The 19,349-nt window shown below is 74.7% G+C and carries 24 protein-coding genes and 1 riboswitch; of the genes, 8 read left to right on the forward strand and 16 right to left on the reverse strand.

Annotated features, from left to right (window positions below; translation table 11 throughout):
• Positions 1-294: 294 nt before the first annotated feature.
• Complete coding sequence (locus tag ACYVKY_RS17750; RefSeq protein WP_460436311.1) at positions 295-801, forward strand: low molecular weight protein-tyrosine-phosphatase; 507 nt, start codon at positions 295-297, stop codon at positions 799-801.
• Here the strand turns inward: ACYVKY_RS17750 and ACYVKY_RS17755 are convergent.
• From ACYVKY_RS17755 to ACYVKY_RS17770, 4 genes are read right to left on the reverse strand one after another with little or no spacing between them, the layout of a single operon-like run.
• The gene (locus ACYVKY_RS17755) at positions 788-2,164 is read right to left on the reverse strand and encodes an NAD(P)(+) transhydrogenase (Re/Si-specific) subunit beta (protein WP_460436312.1); all 1,377 of its coding nucleotides are present in this window, start codon (positions 2,162-2,164) and stop codon (positions 788-790) included. The two genes, ACYVKY_RS17750 and ACYVKY_RS17755, sit on opposite strands and share 14 nt — an antisense overlap.
• Positions 2,161-2,466 (reverse strand): NAD(P) transhydrogenase subunit alpha part 2, encoded by a 306-nt coding sequence (locus ACYVKY_RS17760; RefSeq protein WP_460436313.1) that lies wholly within the window; start codon positions 2,464-2,466, stop codon positions 2,161-2,163. The genes ACYVKY_RS17755 and ACYVKY_RS17760 overlap by 4 nt, the downstream gene beginning before the upstream one ends.
• A complete protein-coding gene (locus tag ACYVKY_RS17765) occupies positions 2,466-3,635 on the reverse strand; it encodes an NAD(P) transhydrogenase subunit alpha (RefSeq protein ID WP_460436314.1) in 1,170 nt (389 codons plus the stop codon). The genes ACYVKY_RS17760 and ACYVKY_RS17765 overlap by 1 nt, the downstream gene beginning before the upstream one ends.
• A gap of 52 nt (positions 3,636-3,687) precedes the next feature.
• Entirely contained in the window at positions 3,688-4,059 is a 372-nt protein-coding gene (locus ACYVKY_RS17770) for a DUF5818 domain-containing protein (protein ID WP_460436315.1), read from the reverse strand.
• Positions 4,060-4,129: 70 nt separating this feature from the next.
• Between ACYVKY_RS17770 and ACYVKY_RS17775 the strand changes: the two genes are divergently transcribed.
• From ACYVKY_RS17775 to ACYVKY_RS17795, 5 genes are all read left to right on the forward strand, one after another.
• Positions 4,130-4,315: a hypothetical protein gene (locus ACYVKY_RS17775; RefSeq protein ID WP_460436316.1), complete on the forward strand. Its 186-nt coding sequence runs from the start codon at positions 4,130-4,132 to the stop codon at positions 4,313-4,315.
• Positions 4,312-5,757 (forward strand): adenylosuccinate lyase, encoded by a 1,446-nt coding sequence (gene purB, locus ACYVKY_RS17780; RefSeq protein WP_460436317.1) that lies wholly within the window; start codon positions 4,312-4,314, stop codon positions 5,755-5,757. Before ACYVKY_RS17775 ends, purB begins: the two co-directional genes overlap by 4 nt.
• 85 nt (positions 5,758-5,842) lie before the next feature.
• On the forward strand, positions 5,843-6,538 hold the full coding sequence (locus tag ACYVKY_RS17785; RefSeq protein WP_460436318.1) for a hypothetical protein: 696 nt from the start codon (positions 5,843-5,845) through the stop codon (positions 6,536-6,538).
• Between the two features lie 94 nt (positions 6,539-6,632).
• Complete coding sequence (locus ACYVKY_RS17790; protein WP_460436346.1) at positions 6,633-7,334, forward strand: CPBP family intramembrane glutamic endopeptidase; 702 nt, start codon at positions 6,633-6,635, stop codon at positions 7,332-7,334.
• A gap of 73 nt (positions 7,335-7,407) precedes the next feature.
• Positions 7,408-7,473, forward strand: a riboswitch (guanidine-III (ykkC-III) riboswitch).
• A gap of 12 nt (positions 7,474-7,485) precedes the next feature.
• Positions 7,486-7,800 carry a DMT family transporter gene (locus ACYVKY_RS17795; protein ID WP_460436319.1) on the forward strand — a complete coding sequence of 105 codons (315 nt, stop codon included), beginning with the start codon at positions 7,486-7,488 and terminating at the stop codon, positions 7,798-7,800.
• Between the two features lie 6 nt (positions 7,801-7,806).
• Here the strand turns inward: ACYVKY_RS17795 and ACYVKY_RS17800 are convergent, their stop codons facing one another.
• Positions 7,807-8,445, reverse strand: coding sequence for a VOC family protein (locus ACYVKY_RS17800; protein ID WP_460436320.1), 639 nt, complete (start codon positions 8,443-8,445; stop codon positions 7,807-7,809).
• Between the two features lie 42 nt (positions 8,446-8,487).
• On the reverse strand, positions 8,488-9,366 hold the full coding sequence (locus tag ACYVKY_RS17805) for a phosphatase PAP2 family protein (protein WP_460436321.1): 879 nt from the start codon (positions 9,364-9,366) through the stop codon (positions 8,488-8,490).
• Positions 9,367-9,552: 186 nt separating this feature from the next.
• Here ACYVKY_RS17805 and ACYVKY_RS17810 point away from each other — a divergent pair, with 186 nt between their 5' ends.
• Positions 9,553-10,338, forward strand: coding sequence for a VOC family protein (locus ACYVKY_RS17810; RefSeq protein ID WP_460436322.1), 786 nt, complete (start codon positions 9,553-9,555; stop codon positions 10,336-10,338).
• Between the two features lie 3 nt (positions 10,339-10,341).
• Here ACYVKY_RS17810 and ACYVKY_RS17815 read toward each other — a convergent pair whose 3' ends face one another.
• Both ACYVKY_RS17815 and ACYVKY_RS17820 read right to left on the reverse strand, forming a co-directional pair.
• Positions 10,342-10,692, reverse strand: coding sequence for a YciI family protein (locus tag ACYVKY_RS17815; protein WP_460436323.1), 351 nt, complete (start codon positions 10,690-10,692; stop codon positions 10,342-10,344).
• A gap of 64 nt (positions 10,693-10,756) precedes the next feature.
• Positions 10,757-11,971 carry a winged helix-turn-helix domain-containing protein gene (locus ACYVKY_RS17820; RefSeq protein ID WP_460436324.1) on the reverse strand — a complete coding sequence of 405 codons (1,215 nt, stop codon included), beginning with the start codon at positions 11,969-11,971 and terminating at the stop codon, positions 10,757-10,759.
• A 154-nt stretch (positions 11,972-12,125) separates the two neighbouring features.
• Here ACYVKY_RS17820 and ACYVKY_RS17825 point away from each other — a divergent pair, with 154 nt between their 5' ends.
• A complete protein-coding gene (locus tag ACYVKY_RS17825) occupies positions 12,126-13,172 on the forward strand; it encodes a DNA topoisomerase IB (RefSeq protein ID WP_460436325.1) in 1,047 nt (348 codons plus the stop codon).
• 3 nt (positions 13,173-13,175) lie between these two features.
• Here ACYVKY_RS17825 and ACYVKY_RS17830 read toward each other — a convergent pair whose 3' ends face one another.
• The 8 genes from ACYVKY_RS17830 to ACYVKY_RS17865 all read right to left on the reverse strand — a co-directional run bounded on the left by ACYVKY_RS17830 (position 13,176) and on the right by ACYVKY_RS17865 (position 19,309).
• The gene (locus ACYVKY_RS17830) at positions 13,176-14,177 is read right to left on the reverse strand and encodes a Rossmann-fold NAD(P)-binding domain-containing protein (protein WP_460436326.1); all 1,002 of its coding nucleotides are present in this window, start codon (positions 14,175-14,177) and stop codon (positions 13,176-13,178) included.
• Positions 14,174-14,902 carry a CPBP family intramembrane glutamic endopeptidase gene (locus tag ACYVKY_RS17835; RefSeq protein WP_460436327.1) on the reverse strand — a complete coding sequence of 243 codons (729 nt, stop codon included), beginning with the start codon at positions 14,900-14,902 and terminating at the stop codon, positions 14,174-14,176. The genes ACYVKY_RS17830 and ACYVKY_RS17835 overlap by 4 nt, the downstream gene beginning before the upstream one ends.
• A gap of 59 nt (positions 14,903-14,961) precedes the next feature.
• Positions 14,962-16,167 carry a lycopene cyclase family protein gene (locus ACYVKY_RS17840; protein ID WP_460436328.1) on the reverse strand — a complete coding sequence of 402 codons (1,206 nt, stop codon included), beginning with the start codon at positions 16,165-16,167 and terminating at the stop codon, positions 14,962-14,964.
• 105 nt (positions 16,168-16,272) lie between these two features.
• Positions 16,273-17,016: an ABC transporter permease gene (locus ACYVKY_RS17845; RefSeq protein ID WP_460436329.1), complete on the reverse strand. Its 744-nt coding sequence runs from the start codon at positions 17,014-17,016 to the stop codon at positions 16,273-16,275.
• Complete coding sequence (locus ACYVKY_RS17850) at positions 17,013-17,915, reverse strand: ABC transporter ATP-binding protein (protein ID WP_460436330.1); 903 nt, start codon at positions 17,913-17,915, stop codon at positions 17,013-17,015. The genes ACYVKY_RS17845 and ACYVKY_RS17850 overlap by 4 nt, the downstream gene beginning before the upstream one ends.
• Complete coding sequence (locus tag ACYVKY_RS17855; protein ID WP_460436347.1) at positions 17,912-18,160, reverse strand: transcriptional regulator; 249 nt, start codon at positions 18,158-18,160, stop codon at positions 17,912-17,914. Before ACYVKY_RS17855 ends, ACYVKY_RS17850 begins: the two co-directional genes overlap by 4 nt.
• 47 nt (positions 18,161-18,207) lie before the next feature.
• Positions 18,208-18,849: a hypothetical protein gene (locus tag ACYVKY_RS17860; RefSeq protein WP_460436331.1), complete on the reverse strand. Its 642-nt coding sequence runs from the start codon at positions 18,847-18,849 to the stop codon at positions 18,208-18,210.
• Between the two features lie 43 nt (positions 18,850-18,892).
• Positions 18,893-19,309 (reverse strand): DUF2000 family protein, encoded by a 417-nt coding sequence (locus ACYVKY_RS17865; protein WP_460436332.1) that lies wholly within the window; start codon positions 19,307-19,309, stop codon positions 18,893-18,895.
• Positions 19,310-19,349: the final 40 nt, after the last annotated feature.

Consider the following 19,349-nt stretch of genomic DNA (forward strand, 5'->3'; position numbering starts at 1 on the left):
TGCTCGTCGGCCGCGGTGACCGCGCGCTCCGAGGCCGGGCCGCGCCACCCCGGCGGCCTCGCCGCCCCGACCCGCCCGGCGCGCTCGCGCGCCCTGGCCGCCAGCGCCTCGACCTCCCCCGCCAGCACCTCCACCCCTGCGAACCCCTCCGCCACCTGCGCCCCCTCCCGTCGCCGACCCCTCGTCCGTGCCGTGGACGCTAGGTGCGCCCGGCGACCGTCCGGTCGGGGACGGGGGCCGGGTGTGGAAAAGTCGTCCGGGACCGGGCCTGTGGACGACGCGAGGAGCGCGCACGTGGAGCAGCACGACGCCTACCAGGTGACCTTCGTCTGCACCGGCAACATCTGCCGCTCGCCGATCGCCGAGGTGGTCGTGCGCGACGCGCTGGAGCGCGAGGGGCTCGGCGACCGCGTCGTCGTCGACTCGGCGGGCACCGGCGGGTGGCACGAGGGCGACGGCGCCGACCCGCGGGCCGTGGCCGCCCTCGCGGCGGCCGGGCTCGACGGCACCGCGCACCGCGCCCGCGAGGTCGACCGGGCCGCGCTGGGCACCACCGACCTGGTCGTCGCGCTCGACTCCGGTCACGCCCGCGACCTGCGCGCGCTGGTGCCGGGCGACCGCGCCGACCGCGTCCGGCTGCTGCGCTCGTTCGACCCGGACGCCGACGGCACCGACGTGGCCGACCCCTACTACGGCGACGACGCCGGCTTCACCACGACGGTCGACCAGGTGCGCGCGGCCGTGCCGGGCCTGCTGGCCCACGTCCGCGCCGAGCTGGACGGGCGGGTCACAGCCCCTTGACGGCCGCCAGCACCTTGGTGAGCGAGTCCTTGGCGTCGCCGAACAGCAGCGTGGTCTGCGGCTCGTAGAGCAGCTCGTTCTCGATGCCGGCGAACCCGGGGCGCATCGAGCGCTTGAGGAACACCACCTGCTGCGCCTCGTTCACGTCGAGGATCGGCATCCCGTAGATCGGCGAGCCGGGCGAGGTCTTCGCCGCCGGGTTCACCACGTCGTTCGCACCCACGACGAGGGCGACGTCGGCGGTGCGGAACCGCGGGTTCACCTCGTCCATCTCGGCGAGCACCTCGTACGGCACGTTCGCCTCGGCGAGCAGCACGTTCATGTGGCCGGGCATGCGTCCGGCCACCGGGTGGATGCCGTAGACGACCTCGGTGCCGCGCGCCTCGAGCGCCTGCGCGAGCTCGGCCATCGTGTGCTGGGCCTGCGCGACCGCGAGGCCGTACCCCGGCACGACGACGACCGACTGCGCGTACCCGAGCAGGATCGCGACGTCCTCGGCCGACGAGGAGCGCACCGGCCGGTCGGACACCGCGGTCGACCCGGCGGTCGAGCCGCCCTTGAGCGCGCCGAACAGGATGCCGGTGACCGAGCGCCCCATCGCCGAGGCCATCGCCTGGGTGAGGATCGTGCCGCTGGCGCCGACGAGCGTGCCCGCCACGAGCAGCAGCACGTTGTCGAGGACGAAGCCGGACGCCGCGACGGTGAGGCCGGTGAACGCGTTCAGCAGCGAGATGACGATCGGGACGTCGGCGCCGCCGACCGGCAGCACGAGCAGCAGGCCGACCGCGATGCCGGCCACGAGCAGCAGCACCGCCCAGACCGGCGACCCGGTCACCACGAGCAGCGCGCCGAGCACCAGCGACGCCAGCACCGAGCCGCCCATCAGGGCCCCCTGCGCGGGCAGCACCACCGGCCGCGTGGTCATGACCTCCTGCAGCTTGAGGAAGGTCACCACCGAGCCGGAGAACGACACCGACCCGACCAGCACGGTGAAGGCCACCGCCAGCAGCACGCCGACGCTGTCGCCGGCCGCCTCGAGCTCGAGCAGCGCGACGAGCGCGGCCGCGCCGCCGCCGACGCCGTTGAACAGCGCCACCAGCTGCGGCATCGACGTCATCTTCACCCGGCGCGAGACCGGCACGGCCACAGCCGATCCCACCAGGATCGTCACGAGGATCGCGACGACGTTGTCCATCTCGGTCGACAGGAACACCGTCACCATCGCGATGACGGCGCCGAGCGCGCCGACCAGGTTGCCCCGGCGGGCGGTGCGGGGGGACGCCAGGCCGCGCAGCGCGAGGATGAAGCAGACCGCCGCGACGAGGTAGAGCAGCGCCGTCCAGGTGGGACTCAGCAGGTTCACGCGTCGCCGCCCTTCTTCGCCGAACCCGCTCTGCCCTTGAACATCTCGAGCATCCGGTCGGTGACCACGAAGCCGCCGACGAGGTTGAGCGTCGCGAGCAGCACCGCCACCAGGGCGATCACGAGGGTGAAGGGGTCGTCGGCGTGACCGGCCACGATCACGGCGCCGAGCAGGATGATGCCGTGGATGGCGTTGGCACCGGACATCAGCGGCGTGTGCAGGGTGCTCGACACCTTCGAGACCACCTCGAAGCCGACGAACACGGCGAGCACGAAGATCGTCAGCAGCGCGATGCCGTCCATCAGGCCTCCTCCTCCAGGGTGTCGGCAGCCGGTGGTGTGCCGAGCAGCTCCGCGGTGGGGCCGTGCCGCACGGCACCCGCGTGCGTCAGGCACGCACCGGCCACCACCTCGTCGTCGAGGTCGGGCACGACCTGCCCGTCGGACGTCATCAGCAGCAGCAGGTTCGCGACGTTCTTCGCGTAGAGCCGCGACGCGTCGACGGGCATCGTGCTCGCGGCGTCCTTCATGCCGACGAGGGTCACCGAACCTCCTGCGGCGCAGGGCACCTCGAGGTCCTCACCCGCGACCGAGCCCTCGACGTTCCCGCCGCTCTCGGCCGCGAGGTCGACCACGACCGACCCCGGCTTCATCGCCGCGACCATCTCGCGGGTCACCAGGCGCGGCGCCGGCCGCCCGGGGATCGCGGCGGTGGTCACGAGGACGTCGGCGGCGGCGACGTACGGCGCGAGCCGCTCCATCTGCAGCGCGGCCCGGTCGGCGGTCATCTCCCGCGCGTAGCCGCCGGCGCCCTCGATGGCGTCGAGCTCGAGGTCGACGAACGTGCCGCCCATCGAGCGCACCTCGTCGGCGCTCGCGGGCCGCACGTCGTAGGCACTCACCTTGGCGCCCAACCGCTTCGCGGTGGCGATCGCCTGCAGGCCCGCGACCCCGGCCCCGAGCACGAGCACCGACGCCGGCGGCACCGTGCCCGCAGCCGTCATGAACAGCGGCAGGAACCGCGGCAGCCGCGACGCCGCCTCGATCACGCAGCGGTACCCGGCCACCAGGGCCTGGCTGGTCAGCGCGTCCATCGACTGCGCGCGCGAGATGCGCGGCACCAGCTCGAGCGCGAACGAGGTGACCTGCGCCTGCACGAGCGCGGCGACGGTGGGCAGCTCGGTCGACGGCGAGGCCAGGCCGACGGTGATCGTCCCGGGGCTCAGCCGCTCGGGGAGCCGCGGGTGCAGCGGCCGCACGTGCAGCAGCACGTCGACGGCTCCGGCGTCGACCGCCTCGACCACCTCGGCGCCGGCGTCGGCGTAGGCCTGGTCGGGGATGGAGCAGTGCAGCCCCGCGCCGGACTGGACGACCACGTCCAGGCCCGCGCCGGTGAGCAGCTGCACGGTCTCGGGGGTGACGGCGACGCGCCGCTCACCCGGGATCGTCTCGGCGGGCACGGCGACCTTCACCCGCGCCAACCTAGCGACGGAACAGCGTGAGGGGTCGGATCCGCGGCCCGCGTCACACCCGCGGGTCGGACCCCATCGGTCCGGGCGGCGGCTCGCCACCGGCCTCGTCGGCGCCGAGCACCTCCAGCACCTCGAACGGGACGCCCTGCTGGGCGGTCGTCATCACGTCCTGCCGGACCCGCCCGCGCAGCCGCACCCGGCGCCCGACCAGGTCGGCGTGGCTGCGCCCGACCTGCCACTGGCCGCCGTCGTCGTCGCGCAGCACGACCGAGCCGTGCTCGACGCCGTCGACCACGACGCCCGACAGCTCCTGCTCCTGCGGCCCGTCCCCGCCGAGGTGCCCGTCAAGGTGCCCGTCGAGGTGCCCGTCCAGGGGCCGGCGCACCTGGTCCTGCCGCAGCCGCGGCTCGCGCGAGTCGTCCACCCGTCCATCGTGCCCGCCGTCGTCCACAGGCGCCCGACGGGGCCGCGGCGGTTCTGCGAGGCTCGTCGGCGTGCGACACCGCGGACCCGGCCCCCTGGGGTGCCTCGCCCTGGCGCTGTTCGTCGGCCTCGCGCTCGCCGTGGTCGCGGTGATCGTGGCGGTGCTGCTCCTCGGCGCGCCGGGGAGCCGCGACGACGCCCTGCCCCCCTCCCACGTCGACGCCGCCGCGGTCGACGCGGGACGATGGGGGTCGTGACCTCCTCCTCCGAGACCACCGCCACCCCGCTCGCCGACGCCGGCGTCGCCCTCGGCCCGCTCGACGGCCGCTACCGTCCGGCGACGGCACCGCTGGTCGAGCACCTGTCCGAGGCCGCGCTGAACCGCGAGCGGGTGCGGGTCGAGGTCGAGTGGCTGCTGCACCTCACCGACCACGGCACCGTGCCCGGGGCCGACCGGCTGCTCGACGGCGAGCGCGAGCGGCTGCGCCGGGTCGTCGACGACTTCGGTCCCGAGCAGGTGCGCGAGCTGGCCGAGATCGAGCGCGAGACCGCGCACGACGTGAAGGCGGTCGAGTACTTCGTCAAGCGGCGGCTGACGGCCACGGCGAGCGAGGCCGCGTCCGAGCTCGTGCACTTCTGCTGCACCAGCGAGGACGTCAACAACCTGTCCTACGCCCTGATGGTGCGCGGCGCGGTGACGCAGGTGTGGCTGCCCCGCGCCCACGCGCTGGTCGACCAGCTCGCCGGGTTGGCCCACGAGCTGCGCGACCAGCCGATGCTGGCCCGCACGCACGGCCAGGCCGCGACGCCGACCACCCTCGGCAAGGAGCTGGCGGTGCTCGCGCACCGGCTGCGCCGCCAGCTCGCCCGGGTCGAGGGCGCCGAGTACCTGGGCAAGCTCAACGGCGCGACGGGGACGTACGGCGCGCACCTGGCCGCCGTGCCCGGCGCCGACTGGCAGCAGGTGTCGCGCACCTTCGTCGAGGGCCTCGGCCTGACCTGGAACCCGCTCACCACCCAGATCGAGTCGCACGACTGGCAGGCCGAGCTCTACGCCGACGTCGCCCGGTTCAACCGGGTGCTGCACAACCTCGCCACCGACGTGTGGACCTACATCTCGCTCGGCTACTTCGCCCAGCAGCTCGGCGCGCACGGGTCCACGGGCTCGTCGACCATGCCGCACAAGGTGAACCCGATCCGGTTCGAGAACGCCGAGGCCAACCTCGAGGTCTCGTGCGCGCTGCTCGAGGTGCTGGCGTCCACGCTGGTGACGAGCCGGCTGCAGCGCGACCTCACCGACTCCTCGATGCAGCGCAACATCGGCACCGCGTTCGGCCACTCGCTGCTCGCGATCGACAACGTCTCCCGCGGCCTCGACGGTCTGGACCCCGACCCGGCCGCGATGGAGCGCGACCTCGACGCCAACTGGGAGGTGCTCGGCGAGGCGGTGCAGTCGGCGATGCGGGCGGCCGGCGTCGCGGGCGCGTCCGGCATGGAGCAGCCCTACGAGCGGCTGAAGGAGCTGACCCGCGGGCGACGCGTCGACGGCGCGGCGATGCGCGCGTTCGTCGACGGCCTCGGCCTGCCCGACGACGTCGCCGCCCGGCTGCGCGGGCTGACGCCGGCCCGTTACACCGGGCTCGCGAGCGAGCTGGTCGACCACCTCCCGCTCGCGCGGTCGGCGGGGACGAACTCCTAGCCGCGTCCCAGGTTCGTGCCAGGTTCGGCGCCGATGCTCGGTACCTGACCACCCGGACGGGGTGGCCCGACCGAGGAGCAGCACCATGCGCACCAAGACCATCGCCCTGGCCGCCGGCGGCGCCCTGGCCCTGACCACCCTCGGTGGCGTGGCCGTCGCCGTCCCGACCCTCACCGCCGCGGACACCCCGTCGGCCACCGAGAGCGCCGAGCCCGACGACACCGCGCCGGACGACGCCGACGCCCCCACCGACGCCGAGCGGCTCGCCGAGCGCACTTCGCGGATCGCCGAGGAGCTCGCCGGCCTGGTCAGCGACGGCACCCTCACCCAGGAGCAGGCCGACGAGGTGGCGAGCACGCTGGCGGAAGCCGCACCCGGCCGCGGTCCCGGCGGGCCCGGCCACGGCCACGGGCCGGGCGGCGGTCCGGGCGGCCTCGGCGGCGTCCTGCGCGAGGGCCTGGACACCGCGGCCGGGACGCTCGGCCTCGAGGAGGACGTCCTGCGCGACCGGCTCCGCGACGGCGAGACCCTGGGCGAGGTGGCCGACGCCGAGGGCGTCGCCCGCGACGACCTGGTCAGCGCCCTGGTGACGAGGGCGCAGGAGCTGCTGGCCGACGCGGTCGCCGACGGCGACCTCACCCAGGAGCGGGCCGACGAGATCTCGTCCGGGCTGACCGAGAAGATCACCGAGGGCCTGGACCGGTCCGGTCCCGGCCCGCGCGGCGACCGTCCCGCCCCGGGCGGGCAGGACGACTCCCAGGACGCCGAGGGTGACAGCTGACCCGGCGCCTACCCTCGGGCACGTGACCACGACCGAGACGCCCCCGGCCGCACCCGCGTCCCGGGGGCGTCTCGGTGTCGAGGTGCTGCTCGTCATGGGGCTCTCGCTCGGCGCGTCCGCCGTCTACTCGGTGACCTCGCTGGTCGCCAAGCTGACCCAGGGCCCGCTCTCGCAGGCAACCGCGACGCTGAACCCCTCGCGCAGCCAGCGCCCGTACCTCGACCTCACCTACCAGCTGCTCGGTATCGGCTTCGACCTCGTGCCGGTCGCCCTCGGGCTGTTCCTGCTGAGCGAGCCGGGACGCCGCGCCACCCGGCGGATCGGGTTCGACGCCGCCCGACCGCTGCGCGACCTCGCCGTCGGCGCCGGGCTCGCCGCCGCGATCGGGATCCCCGGGCTCGGGCTCTACTTCGGCGGCCGGGCGCTCGGCATCACCGCCGAGGTGGTGCCGTCGGCGCTGAACGCGCACTGGTGGACCGTGCCGGTGCTGCTGCTCGCCGCGCTGAAGAACGCGGTGCTCGAGGAGGTGCTCGTCGTCGGGTACCTCTACGAGCGGCTCGCCGAGATGCGTTGGGGCACAGCGGCGATCGTGGTCACATCCGCTGTGCTGCGCGGCTCGTACCACCTCTACCAGGGCTTCGGCCCGTTCGTCGGCAACGTCGTGATGGGCGTGGTCTTCGGCCTGGTGTACCTGCGCTGGAGACGGGTGATGCCGCTGGTCGTGGCGCACACGCTGCTCGACGTCGTCGCCTTCGTCGGCTACGACCTGCTCGCCGACGAGCTCGGCCTGCGCTGACGGCCTCACGCGGTGGAGACCGAGGTCACCACCGCGCGGCTTGCCCCCGCGTCGACGCGTTGAGAGCCTGGACGCGGAGCCGGCGACCGGCTCCCCGGACGAGCGGCGCCGTACCCGGTCAGCGACAAGACGGCGACCACGGAGGTTCGTCGTGGCCTGGATCGTCCTCGTCGTCTCGGGTGTCCTCGAAGCCGTGTGGGCCACCGCCCTCGGCCGCTCGGAGGGCTTCACCCGTCCCGTCCCCACCGTCGTGTTCGGCGTGGCCGTCGTGCTCAGCATGGTCGGTCTCGGCTACGCGATGCGCACCCTGCCGGTGGGCACCGCCTACGCGGTGTGGGTGGCGATCGGCGCCGGGCTCACCGTCGCGTACGGCATGGCGACCGGCACCGAGCCGGTGTCGCTGCTGCGCGTCCTGCTCATCCTCGGCCTGGTCGGCTGCGTCGTGGGGCTGAAGCTCACCCACTGAGCCGGGTCAGAGCCGGACGACGCCGTCCGCCGTGCGGAAGTCGACCGCCATCAGCCCGGGCGTGCCCTTGGGCGACACCCACTCGACCTCGATGCCGGACAGCGGCTCGGCGACGTCGGTGCCGAGCCAGTCGGTGACCCGCTGCGGGTCGCCGGCGATGCACAGGCCGGCGATCGTGAGGTCGGAGTCGATGTCCGCGCCCGGGCGGATCGCGTCGTCGATCGTCCACTGCACCATGAACGGCAGCTGCGGGTCGGACAACAGGCCCTTCACGCCGAGCTGCTTCCAGGTGAGCTCGAGGCCGTCCGGGCGGTGCCGGTTGCCGAGCACCGACTCACGGCCGAGCCGCGCCTCGAACGGGGCGATGTCGTCGACCGAGACCACCCAGCCGAGCCAGCCGCCGCCGGACTCGGACCGGGCCCGCACCGCCTGGCCGAAGGGCGCCTTGTCGGACGCCGGGTGGTCGAGGCACTCGACGACCTCGACGTACTGCAGGCCCTCCAGCGGCAGCAGCATGTTGCGGGTGCCGAAGCGGGGGTGGATGCCGCCGTCGAGCGGCTCGACGCCCAGTGCCTCGGCCAGCCGAGCCGTGGTGGCGTGCAGGCCGTCCTGCTCGGCGGCGTACGAGACGTGGTCCAGACGCATGCTCCGATCGTGGCACGTCGGCCCCCGCCCCCGAGCACCGGGTCAGGCGGCTGCACCCGATCGGCTGCCGCGTCGGCGCATCGTCAACCACAGCCGGTGCCCCGTGATCACCAGGGCCAGCCAGCCGAGCGCGAGCGCCCAGGCGACCAGGACGTCGGTGAGCCAGTGGTGGCCGAGGTAGACCCTCGACAGGCCCATCAGCACCGCGAAGGCCGCGCAGCCGGTGACGGCCAGCGCCCGCGACCAGCGGTGCCGCAGCCGGCGCACCAGCAGGTAGGCGACGATCCCCGCGATCGCCATCGAGTTCAGCGAGTGGCCGCTCGGGAACGAGAAGGAGGACTCGAACGGCGGGACGGCCTCGGCGAGCGGCGGCCGCGCGCGGCCCACCGCGGCCTTGCCGACGCTGGTCATCAGCAGGCTGCCCGCACCGGTCACCGCGGTCAGCACGATCGGCGTCCACGACCGCCACAGCGCGGCCAGGCCGAGCGCGACGGCCGACGCGAGGACGGGCATGCCGACCTTGCCACCGAGGTCCGTGAACGCGGTGACCACCGCGTTCGCGGTGTCGGTGCGGACGCCGATCGCCGCGTCGAGCACCGGCTGGTCGAGGCCCGCCATGCCGTCGCCCTCGACGACCGACTCGTAGACCTCGCCGGCGCCGCCCGCCATCATCGCGGCGACGGCGAGCCCGGCGAGCAGGGTGACAAGCACCGCCCAGCGCGGCGTGGCCCAGCCCCAGGCCTGCTCGCCGCGGTCCCACAGCCAGGCCGCGAGCCGCACGGTGGCGCGGCCGGGCCGGGTGTCCCAGCGGGTGAGGTCGCGGTCGCCGACGTGCTCGTCGTCGTCCGGCCCCAGCGGCCCCTCGAGCACCTCGCGCCAGCGCTCGCGCACCCCGGGCTCGCGCGGCGACGGCGTGGACATGGCGACCAGTGTCGCGGTGACCGTGGCGCTGCGCCCGCCGACCCGTACCGCGGCGTCGGGGTCGAGGCCGCCGGGACGGTGATCGACGCGCGGTGGCGCGTCGACCCCGACGCGTCGGTACGCGGTCAGGGCGTGGGGTGCCCGCAGCGGTCGACGGGTTCCCGTCCGGTGCAGCACGATCGTGGGGTGGACGCGGTGACCGTGCGGTGGCTGTGGGCGTTCGTCGACGCGCCCGGCGAGACCTTCGACGCCGACGTGGCGTTCTGGCAGGGCGTCACCCGCACGAGCCTGTCACCGCGGCGCGGCCCGCAGGGGCAGTTCGTGACGCTGCTGCCCGAGCACGGTGCCGCCTGGGTCAAGGCGCAGCGGCTCGACGACGGCCCGCCGCGGGTGCACCTCGACCTCGACGTCGTCGAACCGCTGCCGGTGGCCCGCGACCGGGCGGTCGCGCTCGGGGCGCGGGTGCTCGACGAGCTCGACGACGTCGTCGTCTGCGCCTCGCCGGGAGGCCTGGTGTTCTGCCTGACCCGGTGGCACCCCGACGAGACCGGCGCGGGCCAGGTGCGCGAGGGCGCCGCGAGCCTGGTCGACCAGGTCTGCCTCGACATCCCGTCGGCGCGGTACGACGCCGAGGTCGCGTTCTGGCGCGGGCTCACCGGCTGGACGCTGCGCGACGACCCCACCGACGAGGTCGACCGGGGGCACCTCCCGCTCGCGGGGGAGTTCGAGCACCTCGACCCGCCGCGCGGGCTGCCGGTGCAGCTGCTGCTGCAGCGCCTCGACGACGAGGACGGGCCGGTGCGCGCGCACCTCGACCTGTGCGCCGTGGACCCCCCGGCCGAGGTCGAGCGGCACCTCGGTCTCGGCGCCGAGCACGTCGTCCGCGGGCGCGGCTGGACCGTGCTGCGCGACCCGGCCGGCGCGCTCTACTGCGTGACCGACCGCCACCCCGACGACGCCCGGCGGACCTGACCCCTACGCCTCCACCGGACGGACCTGCACCACCGGGTGCGCGGCGACGAGCACCTGCGCGGCCTCGAGCAGCGCCCGGTGGTCGTCGCAGGTGACGAGGTAGAACCCCGACAGCTGCTCGACGCTCTCGGCGTACGGCCCCTCGGTCACCAGCGCGCCGTCGTCCGCCCCGCGCACGGTCCACCCCTCGCTGCTGTGCGTCAGGGCCGCGCCGCCGGTGACGCGGCCGCCCCGCTCCTCCAGCAGCTGCCGGAACCGGGCGTCCACGTCGTACACGCGCTGGTGGTCGGCGTCGGTGCCCGCCTCCCACGCGGCCTCGTCGTCGGCCGGGAACATCACCACGTACTGCGTCACAGCTCGTCCTCCTCCGCTCGGGTCGTGTCACCGTGCTGACGCGCGAGCCCGTGCCGGATCGACGTCAGCGGGCGGCGACCTCCGCGGCCAGGGCCGGCGCGAGGTCGCCCTTCGGGTCGACCCGGGTGGTCTCCAGCGCGAGCCAGCCGGCCAGCTCGCCGAGGTGCGCGGCGAGCTCGGCGGCGGTGTCGGGCGGGGCGCCGGGCTCGGCGTACGCGGCCTTGACCACCAGCGTGCCCGCCTTGCGGTCGGCCTTGAGGTCGACCCGCGCGACCAGCCGGTCGCCCAGCAGGAACGGCAGCACGTAGTAGCCGTACCGCCGCAGGTGCTCCTTGACGTAGATCTCGATGCGGTAGTGGAAGTCGAACAGGTGCTCGGTGCGGTCGCGCTCCCAGACGACGGGGTCGAACGGGCTGAGCAGCGTGCGCGCCGGCACCGAGCGGGGCACCCGCGCGTCGCGGTGCAGCCACGCCTGACGCGGCCAGCCCTCCACCTCCACCGGCAGCAGCTCGCCGGCGTCGACCAGCTCCTCGACCGCCTGCCGCGTCGCCGCGACCGGCATCCGGAAGTAGTCGGCGAGGCAGCGCACGCTCGCCACGCCGAACGAGCGGGCGGCGCGGCGGGTGAGCTCACGGGCGGCCTCCTCGTCCGTCGGCGTGGGGACGGCGAGCACCTCGGCCGGGATCACCCGCTCGGGCAGGTCGTAGAGCCGCTCGAAGGCGCCGTTGCGGCCCGCCACCGCGAGGTCGCCGACGAAGAACAGGTACGCGAGCACCTGCTGGGTCTCGGACCAGTTCCAGCCCCAGTCGACCTTGCTCTTCGGCAGGCCCTCGTCGAGGTCGCGCGGCGTCGCCGCGCCGCGGTCGCGGATCTCGTCGACGAGCGCGGCCGCGAGCTCGCGGCGCTGGGGCGAGAGCTCGGACCGCTCGCGGTTGCGGCGCATCCGCCCCTGCATGTGCGGCCACAGGTCGACCGGCATGTACGCCGCGACGTGCGCCCAGTACTCCACGAGGCGGCGGGGGTGCCGCTCGGCGGCCCGCTGCAGCAGCCCGGTGTCGTACGGGCCCATCCGGCTGAACAGCGGCATCAGGTGCGCGCGGGCCAGCACGTTGACCGAGTCGATCTGCAGCACGCCGGTGCGCTGCACGGTGCGCTGCAGCGTGCGCATCGTCGGCGTCGTGTGCCGGTGGTCGAGGAACCCCTGCGAGGCCAGGGTGACCCGCCGTGCCTGCGCGCGGCTCAGCGTCTGGGTGGTGCGGCGCGTCGGCGGCGGTGCCATGGCGGGACCCTAGGGCCCGGCACCGACAGCGGCTGTGCACCCGCGGGGGAGATCGTCGCGCCGCCGTCCGCGCCGAGGGGCAGGAGCGCACCGACTCCCCTCCGTGTGCCCGGCCCGACGTGCGGAAACCCCGTGCCGGGGCGACCATCTGCCCATGGTCAGGCTGCGCCGCTCGTCCCCGTCCCAGCCCGGGTGGTCGCGCCGGCGCGCGGGCCGGGGTTTCGTCTACCTCGACGACCTCGGTGCCCGGCTGGCCGCCGCCGATACCGAGCGGGTCAAGGCGCTGGTGATCCCGCCGGCGTGGGCCGACGTGTGGATCTGCAAGTGGCCCAACGGGCACCTCCAGGCCGTCGGCAGCGACGAGGCCGAGCGCCGCCAGTACCTGTACCACCCGGAGTGGCGGGTGCAGCGCGACCAGGCCAAGCACGACCGGGTGCTCAAGGTCGCGGCCCGGCTCCCGCGGGCGCGCAAGGTCGTCGAGGAGCACCTCGCCGAGCCGGGCATGTCCCGCGAGCGCGCGCTCGCCACGGCGTTCCGGCTGCTCGACCTCGGGTTCTTCCGGATCGGCGGCGAGACCTACGCGGAGCAGAACGGCTCGTACGGGCTGGCGACGATCAGCAAGGACCACGTGCGGCTCGAGCACGGCCAGGTCGTCTTCGAGTACACGGCCAAGTCGGGCAAGGAGCGGTACGTCGCGCTCGCCGAGGAGGCGGTCAGCGACAGCATCGAGACGCTCAAGCGGCGGCGCAGCGGCGGCGAGAAGCTGCTCGCCTACCGCGACGGCTCGCGCTGGCGCGACATCTCCAGCGACGACATCAACGAGTACGTCAAGCACGTGGTGTCGGGCGAGGTCTCCGCCAAGGACTTCCGCACCTGGCACGCCACGGTGCTCGCCGCGGTCGCGCTCGCCGTCTCGACCCACGCCGCCGACACCGAGCCCAAGCGCAAGCGCGCGATCGCCCGCGCGATGCGCGAGGTCTCGGAGTACCTCGGCAACACCCCGGCCGTGTGCCGCGCCTCGTACGTCGACCCGCGCGTGGTCGACCTGTTCGAGGACGGCGTCACGATCGAGCACGCGCTCACGAAGCTGGGCGACGGGACGCCGGAGGGCTTCCCCGCGACCCACGGACCGGCCGAGAAGGCCACGCTCAACCTGCTGAAGAAGTCCCCGAGCTCGGTTGGCCGCGCGAAGCGGCGCTGAGCCCTACCCGGCCCAGTCGGGGTCGGCCGCCGTGAGCCGCGCGGGGTCGACCTCGCCGGGCTCGGGCAGCGACCTGGGGTCCTGCCCCTGCCCGACCAGGGCGGCGCGCACGGCGTCGTCGAAACCCAGTGCGCCGCCGGCCGGTGCGCCGACCAGGTCGTCGAGGTCGGTCTCCTTGCGGACGACCTCGTGCACGAGGCTGCCGACGAGCGGCTTGGCCACGCCGGTGGGCACGGGGGTCACGAACCCGATCCAGTGCGACGCGAGCCGCGGCGTCAGGACGGGCACCGTCTGCACGTACCGGGGGCGCAGGCCCGCCAGCGCGGCGTAGCGCTCGATCATCTGGCGGTAGGTGAGCACCTCGGGGCCACCCACGTCGAAGGTGCGGTTGACCTCGGGCGGCAGGTCGGCCGCGGCGACGAGGTAGTGCAGCACGTCGCGCACCGCGATCGGCTGGATCCGGTTCTCGAGCCACTTCGGCGCGACCATCGCGGGCAGCCGGTGGGTGAGGTGCCGCAGCATCTCGAACGACGCCGAGCCCGAGCCGACGACCACGGCCGCCTGCAGCACCGCGGTGGGCACGCCGCTCGCCATCAGCAGGTCGCCCACCTCGACGCGGGAGGCGAGGTGCTCGCTCAGCTCCTCGCCGTCGGGGTGCAGACCGCTCAGGTAGACGATGCGCGAGACGTCCTGCACCTGGGCCGCGACGCCGAACCGCTGCGCCAGCTGCGCGTCGCGCTCGGCGAACGAGCCGCCGCCGTCCATCGAGTGCAGGAGGTAGTAGGCGACGTCGACGTCGGCGCAGGCCTCCTCGAGCGCGGAGCGGTGGGTGGCGTCGCCCTCGACCACCTCGACCCGCTCGCCCCAGGCGCGGGCCCGCACCTTGTCGGCCGACCGGGTCAGCACGCGCACCGTCCAGCCGTCGTCGAGCAGGCGCGGGACGAGCCGCGCGCCGACGTACCCGGTGGCGCCGGTGACCAGGGCGCGGCGGCCGTCGCCGCTCACGACAGCGCCCCGATGGCCCACGGCAGGACCAGCAGCATGCTCAGCGACCAGGTGACGTGGGTGATCATCGGTGCCAGCACACCACCGGTGACGCGTCTCTGCAGCCCGAGCACGACGCCGAGCAGCGCCGCGGCGAACACCAGCATCAGGTTGCCGGTGGCCACGGTGGCCAGGGTGTAGACGACGGCCGACAGCGCGACCGCGTGCTTGCGCCCGACTGCGGCGAAGAAGGCGCCGCGGAAGAACAGCTCCTCGGCGATCCCGTTCACGAGCGTGATGACCACGAGCACCGGCAGCGACGCGTACCGCGCGTGGTCGAGCACCTCGTCGACCAGGGCGCGCAGGAACGGCACCTGGGCCACCACGAGCGACCCGAGCAGGAAGACGGCGACGGCCGCCAGCCCGACGCAGAGCGGCTGGACGACGGGCCGGGCCAGCCCCTCCCGGCGGGTGTGGGCCCACCCCAGGTGCAGCGGCCCGGACGCGAACGCCCCCACCGTCCACACCGCCGCCAGGCCGAAGGTGCAGGCGTAGAACCGGGGGTCGCCCGGCTCCAGGTTGAGGCTGACGCCGAGCAGCACCGAGCCGACGACGAGCGTGACCGCGGCCACCCACCGACGGCGGACGAACGCGCCGTCGCTCTGGGTGTGGTCGCGCGGCACCACCGTGACGAAGGTGGCGTGGACGAACCGGGAGAGCTCTCCCCCCACGCGCCGGATCGGCATGGCACGACCCTAGGCGGACGCCCCGAGGCCGGCCTCCCGACCGTCAGCCCTCGGGCCCGTCAGCCCCCGGCGGGCGAGAGAACGGCGCGCACCATCGGCAGCGGCGGCACCGACGCCATCAGCCGCAGCTCCTGCCGCCGGGTGGTCAGTCCGTCGAGGAAGTCGAGCACCAGGTCGGGCGGGTTGCGCTCGAACAGCAGCGGGAAGAACGCGGTCCCGTCGATCGCGTGCGACGAGAGCCCGCGCAGCAGCACGTCGTCGAGCAGCCGGTGCCGTGACGGGTACGCCGGCGGGGGCACCGGGGCGCGTCCGTGCGAGACGGCGCGGGCCACCGCCTCGGCCTGCCGCTGCATGGCGGCGAAGGTGTAGCCGGTCGAGGCGCGGGTGGCGCCGCCCGCGGTGCCGATGCGCACCACGCGCGAGCGTCCCTCGCGCACCCGGAACCGCGCGGAGGTCATCGGGATCGACCCCTCCTCGTGCCGCAGCACCTCGTGCTCACCCGGCACGGTCGCGGCCAGGTAGGCGTCGAGCCCCGCCTGCAGGTCGGTGGCCGACGGGCGCGCGCCGGGCGCGAACACCGTGTACTCGACGAGGGCGCGGCGGCGGCCGAGCGGCAGCAGGTACCCGAACCCCGTCCCCTGTCGCGGCTGGCGGGCGCGCAGGTCCATCAGCACCGCGCGACCGGCGTCGAAGGCCGGCCGGGGCGTGCGCACCTCGACGCCGAGGAAGTGCTGCCACAGCGTGGTGCCGCCGGCGACGGCGTCGGGCCGCACCACCGACGACAGCGCCCAGGGCGCCTCGACCGCGAACCCGTTGCCGCGCACCGTGACCGCGCCGGCGTCCTCGTCGACCCGGGTGCCCTGGCCGGGGACGTGCACGACGTCGACGCCCGCGGCCGGGTCGGCGACCAGGTCGCGGACGTGCCGGTAGAACGAGCTCGACCGCAGCACGTGGTAGCGGTGCGAGGGGGCCAGGTCGACGTCGACCGTGCGCCCGGGCCCGGCCACGAGCAGGGAGCCGTAGGTGGCGTCGACGACCTGCTGCAGCGGGCCGTCGCGGCGCCCGCGCTCCCAGAACGCCCAGGTGCGGTCGTCGGGGGCGGTGGCCAGCCGGTCGAGCGGGTCGACGACCGCGACCCGCAGGCGCGACCGCGGACGCACGCCGCGCGCCGACTCGGTCAGCCGCCGCAGCGCCAGGCGGTGCAGCACGCACACCGCCGCCCCGCCGCCGCCGACGAGCACGAGGTCGGCCCGCACCCGTTCCACGCCCTGATTCTGCCCGACGCCGTCCAGCGCCCCGCCGAGTGTGAACCGTGGACGCGACACGCCGAGCATGTCGTGCGCGAGGTTCACACTCTGCGCAGCGGGAGGTCAGCGGAAGCGGCGGCCCTCGTCGCGCCGGTACGCCCAGGCCGCCAGCGCGCCCATGAGCAGCGTCCAGACCACGACACCCACGAGGGCGGACGTGGGGACGGCCGTCGAGGTCAGCTGGGCGACGACGAGGTCGCGGCCGGCACGCGAGGGCAGCAGCAGCGAGATCGCGTCGAGCCAGCCCGGGAACAGCCACGGCGGCAGGAACAGCCCGCCCGCGAAGGCCATCGGCAGGAAGATCATCTGCACCGCGGGCAGCGCCGCCTTCACCGGCAGCAGGTAGCCGAGCGAGATGCCCATCAGCAGGAACGGCGTCCCGGCCACGAGCAGCGCGAGCACCGCGGTCAGCAGCTGGCCCGGCGAGGCGGTGGCCGTCGTCAGCAGCGCGGCGATGGCGGCGATGACGCCCACACCGACCGCCGCGAACGCGAGCCCGGTGATCACCTTGGCCCCCAGCCGCGGCACGACGCCGGCCGACAGGGTGCGCAGGTACGGGTCCCACGGCGTCGAGCGCTCCTCGGCGGTGCCGAGCCCGAAGCTGAACAGGCACACCGACAGCACCGACACCAGGGCCAGCTGGCCGGCCGCCGACGTCGCCGCCTCGGGGTCCTCGCGCAGCGCGGTCTGCGGGACGATGAAGAACAGGAACGACAGCGCCGGGAAGGCGATGTTGCCCACGACGGCCATCGGGACGCGCACCTGCTCGAGCAGCTGGTAGCGGGTGTGCAGCAGCAGGGTGCTCATCGGGCGGGCTCCGTCTCGGTCGCGCGGGTGAGGGTGAGGAAGGCCTCCTCGAGCGAGGTCGACGAGACCTCCAGGTCGGCGAACGGCACCGCGCGACGCACCAGCTCGCGCACGACGCCGTCGGAGTCGCTGGTGAGCAGGTCGACCCTGCCGCCGGCGGCCGGGGTGCTGGCGGTGACGCCGGGCAGGCCCTCGAGGGATGCCGCGTCGGGCACGGTCACGCTGACGCGCCGCACGTCGACGACCGAGCGCACCGCCTGCAGCGAGTCGTCGGCGAGCACCCGACCGCGGTCGATGACGACGACCCGCTCGGCGAGCGCCTGCACCTCCTCCAGGTAGTGGCTGGTCAGCACGACCGTCCCGCCACCGGCGTGGAAGTCCCGGATCGCCTGCCAGAGCGCGTGCCTCGCGTCCACGTCCAAGCCGGTGGTCGGTTCGTCGAGGAACACGAGCCGGGGACGCCCGACGAACGCGAGCGCGACCGCGACCCGGCGCTTCTCGCCGCCGGACAGCCCGCCGGTCTGCCGGCGGGCGAGGTCGGTGAGACCGAACCGCTCGAGCAGCTCGCCGGTCGGCACCGGGTCGTCGTAGTGGCCGGCGACGAAGTCGACGACCTCGCGCACCCGCAGCAGCGGCGGCAGCCCGGTGTCCTGCGGGGTGTTCCCCATCCGACGGCGGCGCACGGCGTCGCGCGGGTCGCCGCCGAACAGCTCGACGGTGCCGGACGTGGGCCGCCGCAGCCCGAGGAACAGGCTGATCAGCGTCGACTTGCCGGCGCCGTTGGGCCCGAGCAGGCCGATCAGCTGCCCGGCGGGCACGTCGAGGCTGACGCCGTCGAGCGCGACGGTCGCGTCGAAGGTGCGCCCGACGTCGACGGCGCGGGCGAGGATCTCGGTCACGGCGTGCCTCCCAGCAGCTCGCGGAGCGTGGTCAGGTAGTCCTCGAACGCGCGACGTCCGGGGCGCGTCAGACAGACGTAGGTGACGGGCGTGCGCCCGGCGTGGGTCTTCTCGACGGCGACGTAGCCGGCGTCCTCGAGCTTGCGCAGGTGGGTCGACAGGTTGCCGGCGGTCATGTCGAGCAGCTGCTGCAGCCGCGGGAAGGTGATGCGGTCGTCGGCACCGAGGGCGGCGAGCGTCGTCATGACGCGCAGCCGCGCCTGCGCGTGGATGACGGGGTCGAGGTCGGCCGTCACGCGTCACCCCGGCTGCGGAGCACGAAGTACGTCGCGGCAGCGAGGAACCCGCCGCCACCGGCCAGGCTCATCACCGCGAACATGCCGGGCACACCCACGAGCACGCCGGCCACGACGCACACGGCGAACCAGGCGCCGAGGGCGAACATGTGCGGGTCGCGCCAGACCGCCGAACCCATCATGTACAGCGCCGCCACGAGCAGGCACGAGCCGGCGGGCCACAGCACCTCGAGCAGGGCGGGGTCGGCGCCACGGCGGGCGAGGGTCACCAGCACGGCCGTGAGCCCGGCGAACGACACCGGCCAGGTCCAGCCGTAGAGCGCACCGCGCAGGGCGTCGGACGAGAGGACGCCGCGGGTCTGCCGAGCGGTGTGCCCGACGGTCACCACCACCGCGGCGACCATCACCGCGGCGAGCACCAGTCCCGCCACGAGCACCGGGGGTCGCAGTGGCGAGGAGTCGCTGCGGGCCGCCCACATCGCCGCGAACCCGATGAGCCACGCCAGACCCCACGCACCGTAGAGCAGCTCGACGCGCACGTCGGTGCCCTTGCGCACGTGCGCGGTCTGCTGCTGCACCAGGGCCAGGCTCTCGGCGGGGGTGAGGCCGTCGTCGTCGGTCCGTCCATCTGAGGTCACAAGTAGTTTGTAACGCAAACTACTCTGTCGTGTCCACCCTGCGTCAGCCGTGCAGGCGGGCGCCCTTCACCACCTTGTCGACGGCGTTGCGCGGCCCGTGCACGCCGACGCCGACCACGTCGAGGTCGTCCGACGCGACGGCGGCGACCGCGGCGCGGTTGGCGGCGTCGTGCCCCGTCGCGAACATCTCGGCCGTGAACAGGGCGAGGTCGAGCCCGCGCCGCACGGCCCGCTCGCGCGCGGCCGCCAGGACCTCGGCACCGGCCTCGAGCACCATCACGGGCTGCCCCAGCAGCGGCAGGTACGGCGTGCCGTCCGCGTCGGCGTACGGCTCGCCGACCAGCTCCGGGCGCGCGGCGGTCACGCCGCTGGCGAGGAAGGCGGTCACGTTGACCCGCTGCCAGCCGGCGAGGTCGTCCCGCAGCACGATCGCGATCTTGGTGTCGAACCGGGTCGTCATGGCTCCACGGTCGGCCGGGCGTGCGGGTGCGGTCTTGTAC

This window comes from Angustibacter speluncae, from assembly GCF_054777815.1.

What these genes read in the sequence shown, in the direction of transcription:
- ACYVKY_RS17845 (WP_460436329.1), bottom strand. Translation starts at nt 17,016, where the DNA reads ATGAGCACCCTGCTGCTGCACACCCGCTACCAGCTGCTCGAGCAGGTG.
- ACYVKY_RS17805 (WP_460436321.1), bottom strand. Translation starts at nt 9,366, where the DNA reads ATGTCCACGCCGTCGCCGCGCGAGCCCGGGGTGCGCGAGCGCTGGCGC.
- ACYVKY_RS17865 (WP_460436332.1), bottom strand. Translation starts at nt 19,309, where the DNA reads ATGACGACCCGGTTCGACACCAAGATCGCGATCGTGCTGCGGGACGAC.
- ACYVKY_RS17855 (WP_460436347.1), bottom strand. Translation starts at nt 18,160, where the DNA reads ATGACGACGCTCGCCGCCCTCGGTGCCGACGACCGCATCACCTTCCCG.
- ACYVKY_RS17790 (WP_460436346.1), top strand. Translation starts at nt 6,633, where the DNA reads ATGGGGCTCTCGCTCGGCGCGTCCGCCGTCTACTCGGTGACCTCGCTG.
- ACYVKY_RS17820 (WP_460436324.1), bottom strand. Translation starts at nt 11,971, where the DNA reads ATGGCACCGCCGCCGACGCGCCGCACCACCCAGACGCTGAGCCGCGCG.
- ACYVKY_RS17825 (WP_460436325.1), top strand. Translation starts at nt 12,126, where the DNA reads ATGGTCAGGCTGCGCCGCTCGTCCCCGTCCCAGCCCGGGTGGTCGCGC.
- ACYVKY_RS17785 (WP_460436318.1), top strand. Translation starts at nt 5,843, where the DNA reads ATGCGCACCAAGACCATCGCCCTGGCCGCCGGCGGCGCCCTGGCCCTG.
- ACYVKY_RS17835 (WP_460436327.1), bottom strand. Translation starts at nt 14,902, where the DNA reads ATGCCGATCCGGCGCGTGGGGGGAGAGCTCTCCCGGTTCGTCCACGCC.
- ACYVKY_RS17800 (WP_460436320.1), bottom strand. Translation starts at nt 8,445, where the DNA reads ATGCGTCTGGACCACGTCTCGTACGCCGCCGAGCAGGACGGCCTGCAC.
- ACYVKY_RS17760 (WP_460436313.1), bottom strand. Translation starts at nt 2,466, where the DNA reads ATGGACGGCATCGCGCTGCTGACGATCTTCGTGCTCGCCGTGTTCGTC.